Annotated in this window: 10 protein-coding genes; all 10 read right to left on the reverse strand. The window is 54.5% G+C overall.

Annotated elements, in window-relative coordinates; genetic code table 11:
- Nucleotides 1-60: 60 nt before the first annotated feature.
- Complete coding sequence (locus VN12_RS24790) at nt 61-819, reverse strand: hypothetical protein (protein WP_146679577.1); 759 nt, start codon at nt 817-819, stop codon at nt 61-63.
- Between the two features lie 284 nt (nt 820-1103).
- Nucleotides 1104-2027 carry a hypothetical protein gene (locus VN12_RS24795; protein WP_146679578.1) on the reverse strand — a complete coding sequence of 308 codons (924 nt, stop codon included), beginning with the start codon at nt 2025-2027 and terminating at the stop codon, nt 1104-1106.
- A gap of 14 nt (nt 2028-2041) precedes the next feature.
- Nucleotides 2042-2620: a DUF4376 domain-containing protein gene (locus VN12_RS24800; protein WP_146679579.1), complete on the reverse strand. Its 579-nt coding sequence runs from the start codon at nt 2618-2620 to the stop codon at nt 2042-2044.
- The gene (locus VN12_RS26675; RefSeq protein ID WP_146679580.1) at nt 2620-5871 is read right to left on the reverse strand and encodes a hypothetical protein; all 3252 of its coding nucleotides are present in this window, start codon (nt 5869-5871) and stop codon (nt 2620-2622) included. The genes VN12_RS24800 and VN12_RS26675 overlap by 1 nt, the downstream gene beginning before the upstream one ends.
- Nucleotides 5872-5916: 45 nt before the next feature.
- Entirely contained in the window at nt 5917-7716 is a 1800-nt protein-coding gene (locus tag VN12_RS24810; RefSeq protein WP_168164629.1) for a DEAD/DEAH box helicase, read from the reverse strand.
- Nucleotides 7688-8038, reverse strand: coding sequence for a hypothetical protein (locus tag VN12_RS24815; RefSeq protein ID WP_146679582.1), 351 nt, complete (start codon nt 8036-8038; stop codon nt 7688-7690). Before VN12_RS24815 ends, VN12_RS24810 begins: the two co-directional genes overlap by 29 nt.
- Before the next feature lie 67 nt (nt 8039-8105).
- The gene (locus VN12_RS24820; protein ID WP_146679583.1) at nt 8106-8981 is read right to left on the reverse strand and encodes a hypothetical protein; all 876 of its coding nucleotides are present in this window, start codon (nt 8979-8981) and stop codon (nt 8106-8108) included.
- Nucleotides 8981-10204: a hypothetical protein gene (locus VN12_RS24825; protein WP_146679584.1), complete on the reverse strand. Its 1224-nt coding sequence runs from the start codon at nt 10202-10204 to the stop codon at nt 8981-8983. Before VN12_RS24825 ends, VN12_RS24820 begins: the two co-directional genes overlap by 1 nt.
- Nucleotides 10201-11958 carry a hypothetical protein gene (locus VN12_RS24830; RefSeq protein ID WP_146679585.1) on the reverse strand — a complete coding sequence of 586 codons (1758 nt, stop codon included), beginning with the start codon at nt 11956-11958 and terminating at the stop codon, nt 10201-10203. The genes VN12_RS24825 and VN12_RS24830 overlap by 4 nt, the downstream gene beginning before the upstream one ends.
- On the reverse strand, nt 11955-15614 hold the full coding sequence (locus VN12_RS24835; protein ID WP_146679586.1) for a hypothetical protein: 3660 nt from the start codon (nt 15612-15614) through the stop codon (nt 11955-11957). The genes VN12_RS24830 and VN12_RS24835 overlap by 4 nt, the downstream gene beginning before the upstream one ends.
- Nucleotides 15615-15619 lie beyond the last annotated feature (5 nt).

Here is a 15619-nt window from a genome sequence, read left to right on the forward strand (position 1 = left end):
TTATCGCGGAACCGCATGAATTGTTGCCGCGGAGGAATCAGTGCCTCTACTGCCGATGATTTACGCTAATCGGATTTGAATTCGAAGCGATCCGCGGTTATCCCGGAATCCGTTTCTCCCGTCTCCAAGTTCGTCACCTAATTCATCATTAGCGGACAGGTATAACATCCCATCGTGTTCAGCCAAAATTTCTCCTCTGGCTCCGATTTCAGCTTTGGTTGATTTTTCAGATGATTCAATGGAAGCGATCAATGCCCCTTCTTTCGCGCTATTAAGCAGATACTTATTTGAGCCTTGAACAGGGCCAAATCCATTTGCATTGCTCGGGCCTTTGTCTGGGTGCGTTATCCATTTTTCGGAGATATCGCTTTGGTTGATTGTTACCAGAGTCTTTGCCGGAACGAAAACACCAGTCCTCTGCCATGTCTTCGCTGCGGAAACCCGCACCTCTAATGTATACGAGGAAATAGATTCGATGGTAGAGTCTGCCGTATCCAGGTCTGCTTGTACTTTAAATGACTCGCCCGGGGCCTTCGAAGCATTTCTTCCATTTTCCAAATTGGCGATGCATTCTTTAAAAGTAGTTGAAGCGGGCGTGACTACGTCGCCAACCGGTAAGGCCTTTGAGAAGTTGCATGTCAAACTACCTGTAGGTCTTTCCGTGTAGTAAGCAAATAACGTGAAAGACTTGATGTTGTCGTCCAACGCAAATCCAGCTTGATAGCTTTGAATTTCCGATTGCTGAATCGGCCCAAACCAAGCACCTCTTTGTGCATCTATAAAGCAAACCCAGCTATAGTAACCATAGGCATTTGACACGAGTCACCTCAAATCCAGAAACGAGTTTTGTCACGGAGCTAGGGAATCTCGTGGATTCAAGACTAACATTGCCCGCAACGAATCAAACTCGAGACGGCAATTTACGTCCATTTGCTTCCAAGCGGACTCCGACTAGAGCCCTACCTAAACTCCACCTATATACAAATGCGGAATTGAGATCTAAAATCGATCAAAATACTATAAAGAATAAAAACATTTCTCATGACCTACGAAGACCGTAGGTGAGTAACGGTTGTCTCGGTTTGTAGGAAAGTGTCGTGTTCTTAGGCGATCGCCAACTCGCCAAGTGTCTCCGCGAGCTTCGTCTGCACCATCTGCATGTCGAGGTCGGGCCAGTAGACGGCTTTCAAAGATCCGAGGATCGCGAGCAACAATGCGGGGAGCGATTGCTGCACGGATGTGTTGGATAGAAGATCGCTCACGAGCCCGTTCTCGACGGCGTCGCGTTGGGCCTTTTCCGATCGGTAGCCTGCGAGCTCTTGCTCCTTCTGCGTTCGCTCGGGGCTCGGGCCTTCAGGAAGAGCGGCGATCGCGGCCGTTAGCTGCGTGATGCGCTGCACGAGCTGCGTGTTGTAGGCTTCGCGTTGAGCTCGCGTCGCGGCGTCCTCGAAACTGAGCGTGTACAGCGATGGAGCACCTTCCTCCTGCTCGTCACCGAACAGCCCCACTTTGAGCGTGATCGACTTGGCGGACTCGTAGGGAATGCGAGCGTCCCATTGCATTTCGCGCACGTAGAGAGGGATTCCCCCGACCGACGTCTCCGGATCGCTCCACTCGGTGAATTCGTCGAGCGCGTCAGAGAACACGTCCTGCCACAATGCAGTGAGCGTGGGCAGGCCTCCGGCGAGCAGAATTGATTCGGCCCAAATCGTCTCCGGATTGGCGATCGTAGCCTGAAGGTTCGCGATTGCTGCGTTGTCTTGCTCGGTCTTCGTTGGCAGTGCTTGCAACTTTGCCAAAGCGGATTCGAAGAATGCTTTCAGCGGGAATCGATAGGTTGCAGCTGGTCCCTTCACCGATCCCATGTAGGGGGTTACTTCGCATTCGATACCAGGAAGATCGACTCCTTGGCGATAGAGGTCCTCGCCGTTCTGAGTCTGGTAGCCAGTTGGCTCCCACTTGATCGTGGGGCGCTTGGTGACTCTGAGATGCGAAATGTATGGCAATGCGGATCGTACTTCTGACATGGTTTCCCCGATTATTAAGGTTGGAATTGCTTTTGTGGCCAAGTCGAATCAGCGTTCGCGAGATCAAGAATCTGCGAATTGCTGATCGTGCCGATTTGGGCGACTAAGGATCTTTCAGTGGCGAAGCACGCATTCACGTACCACGCAAAGCATTCATAGATGCGTGTTATCTGCTGAGGTGAGAGCAAGACATTTTGGCCCCCTCTCGGTTTGTATTCGAACGCGGCTGTTGCTCCTGGGCGCAACGTGATGTCTAGTAGCATCCCTTGCCAAACAGGCATCTCTTCGCGTAGCGTTGTCACCTGTTGGTCACCGATGCGAATGCCGCTCGACTCACGCATCCAGCGAATCTCTGCCAGTCGGATGAGCAGGGACTCATCGGAGAGCTCTTCCGTTTCAATCGGCTCTACAGCCCATTGTTGAAACCAAACACCGTTTGAAAGGACAGGAGATTGTGTGTCCACACAAACGTGAGCGTTGTCTACCGCAGGCGGAAGCGTGGGGATTACGGGGATCAAGCCAAGTGACTCAAGTTGCTCAATCGTGATGCCATCAGGCAGCGAGCCATCAGGCTTGGTTAAGAATTGTCTCATCAGAACTCCGTGATGATGAAGATCGCGGCCTTGCCACCATTGCCACCTGCGCCAGAAGTAAATCCGTTTCGCGACGCGCCACCCCCTCCGCCACCACAACCATATCCCAGGGCATTGCCTCCATTTCCACCAGGACCACTTGTGTTTCCACCACCGCCACCGGCACCGAATCCGAGCATTGCACCGATTTCGCTGATTGTTTCGATGATGGTTGCCGGTCCATCACTACCGTTACCACCTCCTGCGGCTCCTCCACCGGTACCAGCTGTGATGCCAAGCCAGCCAGCTTGAACTCCTTGATCGGTATGATGACCTCCCCTACCAGCTACGTTTGAAGTAGTAATACCTCCACCGGCTGCACCTCCGGTTAGCAAATAACCCAGTGCTTGTGGGGTGTTTAGAGGTGCTCTATTTGCTGCTCCTCCTGTAGTTGAAGCAGCCTCTCCGCTTTGATTTTGAATCACGTTAGCAGTTGTGCCACCAGAACTACCACCGCCTGTTCCGGCTCCTCCTCCAGTTCCACCTGCACCTCCTCCCGCAGCTAGTCTGATAGGGCTGCCGACATCACCGAAAATTGCAGATCCGCCATGCCCTCCGTTGGCTCCGCTTGTATCGTCAGTTGTTCTTGCTGCTCCACCTATCGCTTGTGTACCAATCGTTAAATTGACAGTCCCCGGTAAATGTGAGGCGACGTATGAGCGTACACCCACACTACCGGCAACTCCGCCACCACCGCCAACACTAGCTTCTCCTGATGGTCCTCGTCTTCCCGAACCGCCACCGCCTCCTCCACTTACGCAAATTACGGTTACCCTGGTTGCTCCTGCAGGTTTGACCCATACTGTGGTCCCTGGGGTATCGTAAATCTGCGTCGTTGACGTCGGAGTGTGATTTGCGAATTCTGTTCCGTTATGCCGAATCACTTGGCCTTCGGTAGGGCCCGTCACAGTTACATCGCTGAGTCCATCCAGATTGGTGACGCCGGGGACTGTAGATCCTGCCTTCTTGATCACGCCACCATCGTTGACGAACTTGGCTATTTCCCCAGACGAAGTGTTCTTGACTAGACGGGATAACCCGGATGCTATGTCAAGCGAGCTGGGGTCCGAGGAGAGGGATTGGAAAGCGGAAGTGATGTGACTTTCGACATTCAATCGCGATGAAATGGTGGTGATTGCTGCCACAGCATCAACACCGCCTGCCAGCGTGAGTTGCATCCGACCATTCACGACGTCTCGAACATAGAACGCATTGCTATTCGCAGTGTACGCTAGCCAAGGGTGCGATCCCCCGACCACGGCAGGTGTAGAGTTCGCAAAGACAATGCCGCCACCGCCCGAGACGAACAACCCGCTTTCGACATACGCATTCGCATGAACCTGCAGGTTTGAACTAGGTGAATTGGCCCCACCAGTCATGGTCATAAACATTCGACCATTGATAGTATCACGGGTGAACAAAGCATTGCTGTTAGCGGTATACACGATCCACGGAATTGAACCGCTAGTAGCTACAGGAGTAACGCTTGAATACTGAATTCCTGCGGTTCCAGAAACCTTGATGCCGTTGCTCGCTGATACAACATTGCTGAAGTTAGCAGCACCTGCGAAAAAACCTCCAAAGTCGGTATCGGCAGTATTGCGAACTTGTAAGTCGCCAGCGTTGTTCTTAAGGCGAATAGCGGTTCCGAGTTGGATCTGGCCGATAGGGAAGTCGACGAGTCCAGTGTTACCAAACATGGTTTGGACTGGGATAGTTAATCCGGTAGCAGTCGACGTCACCATCATCGAAGTGTTGACTTCACTTAATGATGAACCAATAACTGAGCCGATCGTGCTACGGATCGCAAACGAAGGAACGTTGGAGAGCACGCCGGTCGCCCCACCCGTTCGGAAGCTCAACAGGTTTCGGTAGTGCCCCGATACAGTTGTCGAAGGCGCAGCGAAAGTCCCGCCCAGGTAAGTAACCTCAAAGCTCGACTGAGTCGATGCGCTTGCGAATCCCCCGTAGTCATATACTCGCACGCCAGTGCGATCGCCAGTGTTCACTGGGAGGATGGAGAGCGATCGAGCCGATTGCCCAGGCATGCCGATGCTCAGCAACCCGCGATTGATCTCCACATTGCCCGTGTTGCCTCGCAGGACGATGTCATCGGTCTGGGTCGAATAATCATTCTGCCCCGTGGTCATGTTAACACTGGCCGAGATGACAATGTCCCCATGCGCCGCGTTGGCAGAGTAGGTTCGAGCACTAATCGCCCCAGCGATGTACCCGCCCACCTGCGTAAGGAATCCTAGCCTTGCGTTCGCCGGAGTGGCCGTACTGCCCCCAAGATCAGCAACAACTTGCAGCTCGCCTACCCGCGTCTTGCGATAGAACGCGTTGGTCGAATCGCGAACCTCAAGCGACGATGCACCCGCGTTCCAACGGAGTATGTGGCCTGCTGTACCGCCAATTTGCAGCGTACCTGTGGAATAGATATTCCCGGCAGGTGAAACGGAAAACGCCTCTACGGCACCGCTATCTGTAATGCGAAACGGCGCGCCAGTTTGGCCAGCTAGATTGCGAATCCAAATACCATGATTTGCTGTATTAGTCGGAGAGAGATAAAGCCTAACATCGCTCCGCATAGCGAGCCCCATAGCTGCTATTCCGCTCACTGTCAGATTGGCGGAACTGAGGTTCCCTGATGCGGTCAAATCGCCAGAAAACGCATTAACAGCCGCATTTAATAACGGAACATTCGAAGACAGCCTCGAATCGGCAATTGTCCCTGTGAGCTTGCTTGCGGCAATCGCGGTGATCCAGGCCGGATCGGGGTAAGAGAAGTCACTGCGGACGACCTGCGGCGATAGACGTGCGTTGGCGAGCGTACCGGTGACGAGATCGGAGGCGGATCCCGAGGTTGCGACGGCGGCGAGGGATGATGTCGGGGTGTACGATGCGAGGGCGGCTGTGATTGCTGACGAAACATCGCTCGGTTTAACGCTCAAGAAGGGAAGGTCGTTCCATGCTGACGATCCATCTCCCAGCTTAAGATTCTTGCTGGTGGTGTCGACGCCCAGTTCGCCTTCGAACAGGACTGGGTTCTCACCGCCCCAGTTTGTCGCTGCATCTCGTCGTAATTGAATACGAAGTTCGGTACCGCTCAGCGCAGCAGGATCGCTTAGGACTTCGACGATTGCCTTTGAGACAACCGGCGCCCTTCTAACCATCGATGCGCATCCGCCGCTGATCACAATTGACTTCACAATGACTCCTATTCGGAATCAGTCTTGCAATAAAGACACGACGCTTCAAACCGTGGAGCGACTTCTCAAAAAGCTCTTCGCCATGAGCTTGATCGCGTTGGCATCATCGATCGATCTCTGAGGACCAGTCATCTTCTCTCCAAGGAACCCATTGAGCTGATCTTTCTTGATTCCAAGCACCTGCGAGACGATCGGATCGGACCCAAACTCCGTCACCGCAAAGTACGCATTGCACGGCCGAGTCTGTCCACTTCTCGCGATCCGCCCGACATTCTGCTTCACAACAGCCCACGTCCAGTCCAGCTCAGCAACCACAGCGGTGCACGAAACGAACTGAAGACCGTCCAACCCCTCACCCGCCCGAAGCGACATGAGGAACACCTTGGAGCCGCCCGTCACAAACTTGTTGACCGACGCAGCCTTTTGCTCTTTCGTTTCACTGCCCGTGTACCGAACCGGCAGCAGGTCGCTCAGCTTTTCCATTAACAAGTCATGCACCCTTTGGTGCCAAGCGAACAGAACGACCTTTTCGCCCTGGTCCGTGAACTCCCGAACCATGCTTGCAACGGCATCGACCTTCGCGAGCCCCGTTGCCTGCCGAAGCATGCTATCGAACTCCATCGTCGCTGCCCCTCGATTGCTGGACACATCTTGAAGCAGCGCCCGAGCGAGCTCCTCCGCCTTAGTGGTCGCATCGTTGAACAGCTTGGCATCCGCTTCGACCGTGCGGTAGTGAATCGAACAATCATGGACTGGCAGCCCAAGCTCAACAGCCGTCCTCCGCAGCATCGCTTTCTGCTCTTTAAGGTAGTTCCCAAATGCGTCAGGATCTCGAAGAGGCGGAGCCTTCGTAAGCGATACGCTCGTGCACCAATTCGTCTGAAACTGCTCTTCCGTTCCGAGGAAGCCGGGCATCAAACACTCGAGTACGTTGAACGCTTCGCCCCCAAGGTTGGCAAACGGAGTAGCCGACATCCCCATGCGATAGTCCATCTTCTGACTTAATCGCCTCGCCGCTTTCCATCGCTCCGTCCTTGAACCGCCACGGAGCCCGTGCACTTCGTCATAAACGACCGATCGGCAAACCTTCGCTAGATTGTCCGGCCATTGCTGGAGCTTGCTGTAGCTCAGGAGGTACACGTCCGCAGGTCTAGGACAAACCGCGAGCGGAATCTCGGTTTGGCAAACCGGACAACGCTTCTTCCTTCCGCCGAGCTGGTACACGCGGTCGATCGTCGCCCCGCAGTGCCGACAGTCGACAAGCACGTAGGGACTGTAAGGCATCGTATCGCGAATGATGTGACTCGTTAGCTCCGGTGTGAATTGAGCGATCACGTCTCGCCACTGAATAACCAAGTGAGACGGACACACGACCACGGCGGGCCGAAGATTTTCGTCGGTTAACGCGGTGATTGCGGAGATCGTTTTCCCAAGACCAAGATCGTCACCGAGCAACAAACTCCCCACCGATCGCCAGAGGTCCGCGGCCACGATTTGATAAGGACGAGGAGACTTCCCCCGAGCGAACTGAACGCTTCGCCCCTGGTAACCTTCTGAGAGGATGCGATCCGCCTTAGAGTGCCGAAGCACGTACAGCGCCGCTTGCTTGCGAAGATGGTTTTCGTGCTCGACTCGCAACGGATATCGCTGAGCAAACCAAAGCAAGTCCCTCGATTGTTCTGGCGTGGCTGGCAAGTAGACCGACTCGTCTTGCTTACTTCGGCTCGCCAACGGGAAGATCGAAAGCAGACGAGTCAGAACATAAGGATCACCCGACACAACCCATTCTTTTCCCACCAAGCGGCACAGCGGCTTGTTACTGCCAGACGTTAAGCCAGTAGACACGTACGACCTTTCCTTGGAATTGCATCCCGTCGAGTTTGCGATGCGCGGCGACGGTCGTCACTACAAGGATGCCGTCTATGTCCTGCGAGCAGCAGTATCTTGCGACCTGCTCCATCACGCTCGGGTACGAACCTTTCACTTTGCACTCGACTCCCAGCCGATCCACGCAGAAGTCGATGATGCCTGTTTCGAGTCTCTTTTCGCGCTCAAACGGCAGCTCAAGCTCAACAAGCACTTGTTCTAAAGCTGCTTGCAGCCGGTTCTCGTTTGACGTCGGTAGCTTCCAATGTTTCAGGAGCGAAATCAAATCGATCGGATTCATGAACAGCTCCAACCATAGACGGACGGATCTCGCCCTTTCGAGACCAACTCGGATGAATTGGCCGGATCTACGAAATCGTTGTAACTCTGCTCGGCGGAAATGGCTGACGACGTCTCCACATCTCCCAGTTAATCGATACGTCATACGTCTCTTCAAACCAAGTTCGCCCAAGCTCCCAATCTGCATTGCTCCATGCTTGGGGATGCCGCTCATGAAAGAACACTTCATCACCAAACCAATGCAGGTTTACCCGGTCACGCTGCAGCAACCACGGAAGCCAGTAGTCCCAGAACGGCCTTCCAATCGCATAGATCGACTCAGGCACTGACTGCGCAATGGATCGTGGAAGATGGAACACGTCCAAGCCCCATCGCTCCCGTTGCACGTTCTGGAATGATCCTGAGTAGTTCGTCCGAATCCCGATCATTGCCTCGTTATCATCGAGCCTCCGAAAAATATCCTGTAAACCGAGGATCTCGATATCGGAGTTGATCATCAGTACCGATTCGCAGACTTTGCTCGCCAGCCGCAACATTGCGTGAACATATTGTGTCGGGATCTTGAACGCGGTCGGTAGCTCGTCGCACGCGATGAACTCATCGACTGCTATGCGACCTCGAAGTTGTCTCACTTCGGAGGTGCTGTTGATCGATACGACGTTCAAGCCGGCCTGCTTCCATGACTGAACAGCACGAATATGCCTCGGCTTGAGTGATGGTGGCAGTGATGTTACCGCGATCACATGCGAGAGGCTCGGCTGTTGAACGGACCTCCAGTCATCTGGACGCATCACCACGTGCGCAAACACGCGACCAAACGTCCGTTCGATCTTTCTCCTGTCCGGGTCACCCGGATTCCTGCACCACTTCAGGTACGCTGCTCGACTGAACGGCACGCCGACGCTTCGGGCGCATGCCTCCACATGTTGATAAGCTCGATCCATCAGAACTGAGGTAATTCATTGACGATAGCTACTCGGCCGAGCGAAAATGGCGTATTCCACACGCGACCGTAAAAGTCCGAAGACGAGAAGCCGCTTTGGTAAGGAGCCCATCCGAACCTTCGGACGGCATTGAACACAACCTCACCGTAAACGATAGGATCGAATCTCCTGACAAGTAACCGCAGATCCTCCATTATCAGATACGGTGAGCCAAGCTGCGTAAGAAACATTTCAGCACCTCCAGACTTTATGTTGACGTTGTCCTCGTAGATGAAGGAAGTTTTTGCCCATGAGTAGGCATTACCCGGTTCCTCCACTTCATCTACGCTCATCGGTCTGACCATTCCGTCTGGCGTTCGGATGTACTTCCATATGAAGAACGATGCACGGGTGCCACCACCCGACTTGTCGATGAACTCAGCCATGCTTGAGTAATTCCAACTCAATCCGAGGTCAACTGAGATCGCGTTAATCTCACTTGGGGCGTCATAGGATCGCACTGTTCCAAAGATCTGGATTTCATAACTTCCAGGAACCTCGAATCGAATCGATTCCCCTTGAGTATAGAACAGCGAATCGACCGCGTTGTATTCCTCCCCTATTGTGCCGAACTCGCTGTAGAAACCTACGTTTATCCGTGGCGAGTAGGTCCCGACGAACGGGAACTCTCCGACCCCATCTACGCGTGAAAATGCCGCACCCAATGGGGTAAGGGTCTTCTGCTGTGCTTGGTTCGGCACCACAAGCATGACGGGGAACTGACTCGACCCGTTGTAATTCACTTTGGTATTCGTCGTCGAAAACGAACGAAACGGGCCATACGTCATGCCACCGCGAAACAGGCCCCAAGAGCCAGCTTTGAGCGAAAAGCCTACCGCACCCGAACCACCGGTCCCTAACGTCTTATTCATGAACGCGCCGACGGAGCATACTCCCGTTCCGCTCACTGGGACCTCGGTTGGTCCATTGAATGCGACCAAGGAACCATCTTGCAAGAGTTGGCTTGCCCGGTTTGGTTTCGTGCAATAGACCACTGGCATATTGCCGACCTCGAGATCGGTCTTGAGGTCGAGCAGCTTATCGAGCTCCTTCTGCAGATCCGATTTACGCGGAGCTTCGTCAATCTCTTTCCACTTCTTCGGATGGCAGATCAATTGCATCGCCGCAAACGGCGGGACTTTCTCCCCGGACACGTTCACAAAGTATCGTTGGTTCATCATCATCTAGGACCTGCCGGAACGTTGTTTTGAAGCATACCCGCACTGCGTTTGATGAACGCTTCTGTTCTCGCAATCCGCATCCGCTCTTCATGCGATGAGACCACGAGCGAATGCTCCATCCCGTAACTTGCCGTCGTCGTTGCAAACCCCGAGGAGTCGATCTGATAACTAACCTGCTCGATCGTTCCATCCAGCTCTATCGGAATGAATCCCGAGTAGCTTCCGCTTTCCGGAATCTCCGGCATGATCTTCTTAACTTCTATATCGAGCTGTTTTCGCAGCTCCTTTTCCAGATCCTTTTTATTATCCGTCGTCTTTCGCGTATCGGCCTGTTCGGCTACCTCCAGCCCGAGGTCACTGCGTAGTGTCATCGGCTTGGAGTCATTGCGATATCCGGTCTTGATCTTCAACACCTCTCGCCAGAGAGCCCGACTATTTGGCTCGCGCACCGATATGGCAGTTCGAAGGAACAACCGAGAAGGCGAATAGACCAACTCTCCCGCCTTGGTCTCAAACAGATAGACCGGATTGCTGAATGAGATCAAGCCTCGCTGCTTATCGACGCTGAAACCGCCCTGGTAAATCAATCTCGCGTCTTGCGCGTAATCGTGTGAGAAGGCCTCAACATTGTTCTTCCCGAACCCGTTCTGATCGTAGAAAAGGCCATACACAAACGGCTTTTGCCTCCGGACCTCCGCCGCCTTCTTTTGCAGCGGGGTTTCGTACTCCACCACGGTCTCGGAAATCAGATCGTCTAGGAACTCGATCTGATTGATGTCTTTGATCTCGAATTTGAGTTGCGGCAGCTTGATCGGAAACTTGAAGGTGTACAGCTTCCAGATACTTTCCTGGGCCAGCCCGCGGATGCGATCCGCCTCGCGCCGCAATTCCAGGCTTTCGAAGTCGCTCAGCTCTTTCAAAGCATCCTTATCCGGAAGGACCTTAATCCCGACGTTCGGAAACATCAGCGGATTCTCCTTCTCCCAGGACGTGACCGGAGTGTAGCTCAATTTATCTATTGGGACCACGCTCTCGACAGACGGATCCGATACCGTCGGTTTGCTGCGTTCGACCCCCACAGCGTCCCCAATCTCGATTGATACTTCCCAGATCGTCGGCTTCGCGTGGACATGGATCTCATCGGGAGCCGTTTGCACTTTAAGCGTGCCCGTGAACTCCGCTCCGATCATGCGAGGCAGCTTCTTTCCTACGCCACGCTTCGCGATCAACACCGAGCCATTGAGTTGAGGACAAATCACGCATCCAAACTGATTCATCAGAGCCTCGAGCGCCTGAGCCGGATTGTCCAAGTCCCAGCTCACGCTCGGAAGCGAATCGATCTTTCTAAGTACCGCCACGTCGATACTCGTCACCCCCATTTCCTTTAGGCAGATGCGAGCCAGCTCTTCGACGCTCTTTTTTGAGCTTGGAACTACAAGCCCCCCACGAATGACGTTGTACTCCCCCGAGACTTGTCCGTACTGCCATCGCCACCGGTAGTCTAGCAACGTCACCAAGCACTCGAGTCCATCGGACAACTGAACGTCCATCGACTGGAATGCACAGTCTGGAAACATGAACGAGTTGTTACCGTCATACAGAAAAACCGGCGACGGCCCCGACGGAAACTCCGGCTGATTCGGGAGCATGAGCTGGATCGTAGCCGGCTGAATCCCTCGAGACCGAGTAATGGACATCTGCCCAACACCTTCGATCGTCCCGTACTTGATACGACCCGCTACGTCAAAAACTGTCATCGACTTACCCTTCGCAACTCAACCTGCGTTCCGAGGTAGAGCAACGACTCGACCTGCTCGGGCCACATCCGCAAGTCCACGATCGTACCCTTGAGGTCGCTCAGCACTCCGGTCCCCTGGACAATAACAGGAGCCACGATATCTCGGCTCCGCCCATCTGAATCGAAGTCAAGGATTGCATTACCACGCACGCGAACCGTGTTTGCGACTCCCCAGTGCATTTGCCCCTCGTACCCAACGAGAGTCCCGAACGCGGCCGAAGCAATCAAGTCGAACGTGTCTTCGTCGACCACACGGACCGAATAAGTTTTGCCGTCTACGCCAACAACGCCCGAATAGGCTCGAACATACACTCGATCTCCGGACGTCAATCCATGAGCCTCGCTGGTGATGCGAATACCGGTCGGAACCGAAGAACTATCGAGGAGCCCTCCACCGCCTGAGAACGATGAAAACGCATCCCCACCGTCGATGTCACCAAGAAATCCTGACTCCGTATCGCCAAACAGGACCGCCTCCGCGATTCCTGACTTGCCTAGTACGCCACTGGCAAGCCAGCGAACGTTCGTGTCATACAAGTCCAGAAGCTCGCATGCTCCATACCCATTGACGACCATCGACCCTCCCGTCGACACCACCACCGTCGGAGGCTTGTTCAGAATCGCGGATCCGCCCATTTGGTTCACGCGGACGATTGAAGCACCTTCCGAAGCGTAGAAGGTAAGGTCCTCTCCGGAAGAGCCAGGAACGAGCTGCAGCAACTCTAACGAGCAAGTGTCTTCGGGGCGCACGCCGAAAGCCACGTCGCCCTGAACGCACACGAGCTTATTGCTTGCGTGCGTACCCTTCAGCGCGACAGCCTTCACACGGGCGCCGGCCTGGGTGTACAAAACATTGCCATCGATTGGACGATTGCCAACGCTGATTCGGCAGACAGCAGGCCCTTCCCCTGATTCGCCAAGCCCAATGCGAATGGGCAAGCTAGACGTCGATACCGCCGAGAAGTGAAGCCAGTTCGGTAGCGTTTCCACGCTTCCATCGTCCCGGGCTTCAGAAAGCCCGATGTTTCCTGTCCAACTTCGATACACGTCTATGCCCGACGGCAGGGTCGAGCACTCCAGTCCGTAGAGACAGCTCACCGAGCCGTCCGCAAACACGATGCGATCGCCATCAGCCGGTGTTCGCCCTAGCGACCAGTTATCAGCGTTATCGAAATGATTGGGACCAGTGCCTGGCTGAACTACCACCATGTCGAATTCAGGCGTCGAGGTAGAAGCCAAGGTCAGGTCGATCCCTGTAAGCAAAAACCGCTCTCCTGGATTCGTCCAGATCACCCGATAAGGCCCGCCACTAGCCCCCACCACTGTCACGGTTTGCCCGAGAGCAATCAACGCGGATTGCACGTTGGCAGCGCTAGCGTTGAACGACAAGTCCGTTGTGTTCGCGCCGTTGTAAGTGAGTCTCCAGAGACCCGACGTCGGTGCGTGCTCGATCGAGATGCTTTGGATTTCAACCGTCAGAGGCTGCCCGACCGAGGTGACCGACAAAGCAGGTTCCGCCGTCAGAAGATCGCTCACGTCGATGTCGATCCAGAAAGGGATATCGTCCTCCCCTACCCGGTCTGCGTAGGGTTGAGCTTGGAACGTGATCGTAAACTCACGCACCAAGAACTTTCTTCCAACCGCTTCGGTGACAACTTCTACATCGGTCGGTTCCAAGACCGATCCGTAGTTTTGTTCGATCTCTGTCAAAGCGTTCAGGATGTCTTCACCCGTAACTTCCTCATCGGTAAGCCAACTGAAGTCCGGCCCGGCAGGAGTCCCTAACGCGTCGCGGAACCGCCACTTCCCAGAACACACACCGCCGAGGAACTGGTACCGAAGCACCCATTCCTTTATTGGCGTCTGCGGTTCAACGACGACCGCGGACTCCGCCGAACTACCCGGAAGAATGACGGTAAAGTCGACGTCTAACTCCGATTGTTCGCCGCAGAACTCGACTTGGTACTGGCCAGAACTGGTGAGGGAAACTGCAACATTGCCTGCACCGAAAACCGACTCAGCCGCAGCGACAATATCAGAGCGATTCGAAGCACCCGTGAAGCGATGCGATCGCAGCCCGTTCCATTCGAACTGATAAAGCGATTGATGATTAAGGTCGAGAGCTGGGAGCAAAACCACTTTGTTGGTAATGCCCGTCCCAGAAACCGTTGTGATTTTGTAGCCAGCATTGTTATCGACCCCGAGCGTGTTCCGTTCTGCACCGGAAATAACATCGACAGTGAGAGGGACTTCCGCATCCGGCACCCCAATCGCGACCACGATCTGCCCCGAGGTCAGGTTCACGACCGTCGCGTTATCCATCGTAAACCGGAACACGACATCCACGCCATCATTCGAAATGTCGCCCGTGTAAAGCCGGGTGGTGCGAGCGATCGTTACTTTCGAGTCGTAGCCAACAACGGGCGAGTTGATCACGTATTCCAGATCCCATGTCGTCGGAACGCCAGGGACCTCATATTCCGGAAGCGCCTTCGTGTGCCAGTATCGGTTGAACGGATTAAGGGTCGAACCACCAACGGTTATCTGAGGTTGGTACAGGCGAACCTTGTACCCTCCTACCGTCGTGATCCTCAAGAAGTCGAAGTCGTAGAGATAACTGTTCGCAAGAGTCCCAGCGCTCGTATATGCCTTGTCAGTGAATGTGTACCCGATCCGGAACTTTGGCAATGCCATGAACGCGTCAAACGCGGCATCGCTGTTGAACGAAACATCGTACACCGCCCCAGCGTCGTACCCGTTGGAGGGAGGAATCTCCGTGCGGACAACTGCAATATTCGCCAAATGGATCGAACTCAACCCGGCGACGAGCAGGTAGGATTTGAACTCGGCCGCTGACGCATCGGCTTCGATGTAGATCGGCTCGTAGCTGGTCTCACCAAAGCGGTACTTCGAATGCTCGTAAAGAGTCACCTCGACGACTTGTTCGGTCCGAGGGGGTGGCACGATCGGAAAGAGCAACGGAGGATTCGGCATCTCAGCCGTCAAACCGCTAAGCGTCACGACATACCCTGCCGAATGAGACCCAGTCACAGCGACCGTTGTGCAAGGTAAATCGAAATCTTCAATCGCGTTTTTCAGTTCCGTCGCGCTCGCGTTGTACGCCAGAATCACAGGGCACTTGCCGTGGGATGCCACCGCCCACTTACCAAGCGTTGGGACAGCGGGCCACTTGAGTTCAAACACGAAATCTTTTCCGCTGCTTCCCTCTTGGAGTTGGGAAATCCGGATCGCGTTCTGCGAGGCTGGAACTGCCGTTGCTATCAAGCTGACTGGACGACCGGAAGAGAGGCCAGCAACTCGGATTGACGGCTGCCCTCCGTAGTTCGAGACTTCGATCTCCACTTCGTCGTTGAGACCGCCGCCCAGGTTCCCAGTGTTGTTTTGGTTGGCTGCAGCCGCGATCGCCTCAACCACCCGGTTTGCTCGATCTTTGGCCGTCGTGTCCGCTTCTGGCTGAACTGCCGGATAGGTGAAGCCGTACCTTTGCACCCCGTCGGAAAGCTGGAAGCGATCCCCCGGTCCGATATTGCGAGGAACATATTGAACCGTCTCGCGCGACGCGACAGCCTGGCCAATCCATCGATTACTTGGCATAGTCA

The sequence above is a fragment of the Pirellula sp. SH-Sr6A genome, from assembly GCF_001610875.1.
Lineage (GTDB): Bacteria > Planctomycetota > Planctomycetia > Pirellulales > Pirellulaceae > JBKCUI01.

Excerpts from the sequence above, each read along its gene's own strand:
- VN12_RS24815 (WP_146679582.1), bottom strand. The coding sequence starts at position 8,038 with ATGAATCCGATCGATTTGATTTCGCTCCTGAAACATTGGAAGCTACCG.
- VN12_RS24830 (WP_146679585.1), bottom strand. The coding sequence starts at position 11,958 with ATGACAGTTTTTGACGTAGCGGGTCGTATCAAGTACGGGACGATCGAA.
- VN12_RS24835 (WP_146679586.1), bottom strand. The coding sequence starts at position 15,614 with ATGCCAAGTAATCGATGGATTGGCCAGGCTGTCGCGTCGCGCGAGACG.
- VN12_RS24795 (WP_146679578.1), bottom strand. The coding sequence starts at position 2,027 with ATGTCAGAAGTACGATCCGCATTGCCATACATTTCGCATCTCAGAGTC.
- VN12_RS24825 (WP_146679584.1), bottom strand. The coding sequence starts at position 10,204 with ATGATGATGAACCAACGATACTTTGTGAACGTGTCCGGGGAGAAAGTC.
- VN12_RS24800 (WP_146679579.1), bottom strand. The coding sequence starts at position 2,620 with ATGAGACAATTCTTAACCAAGCCTGATGGCTCGCTGCCTGATGGCATC.
- VN12_RS24820 (WP_146679583.1), bottom strand. The coding sequence starts at position 8,981 with ATGGATCGAGCTTATCAACATGTGGAGGCATGCGCCCGAAGCGTCGGC.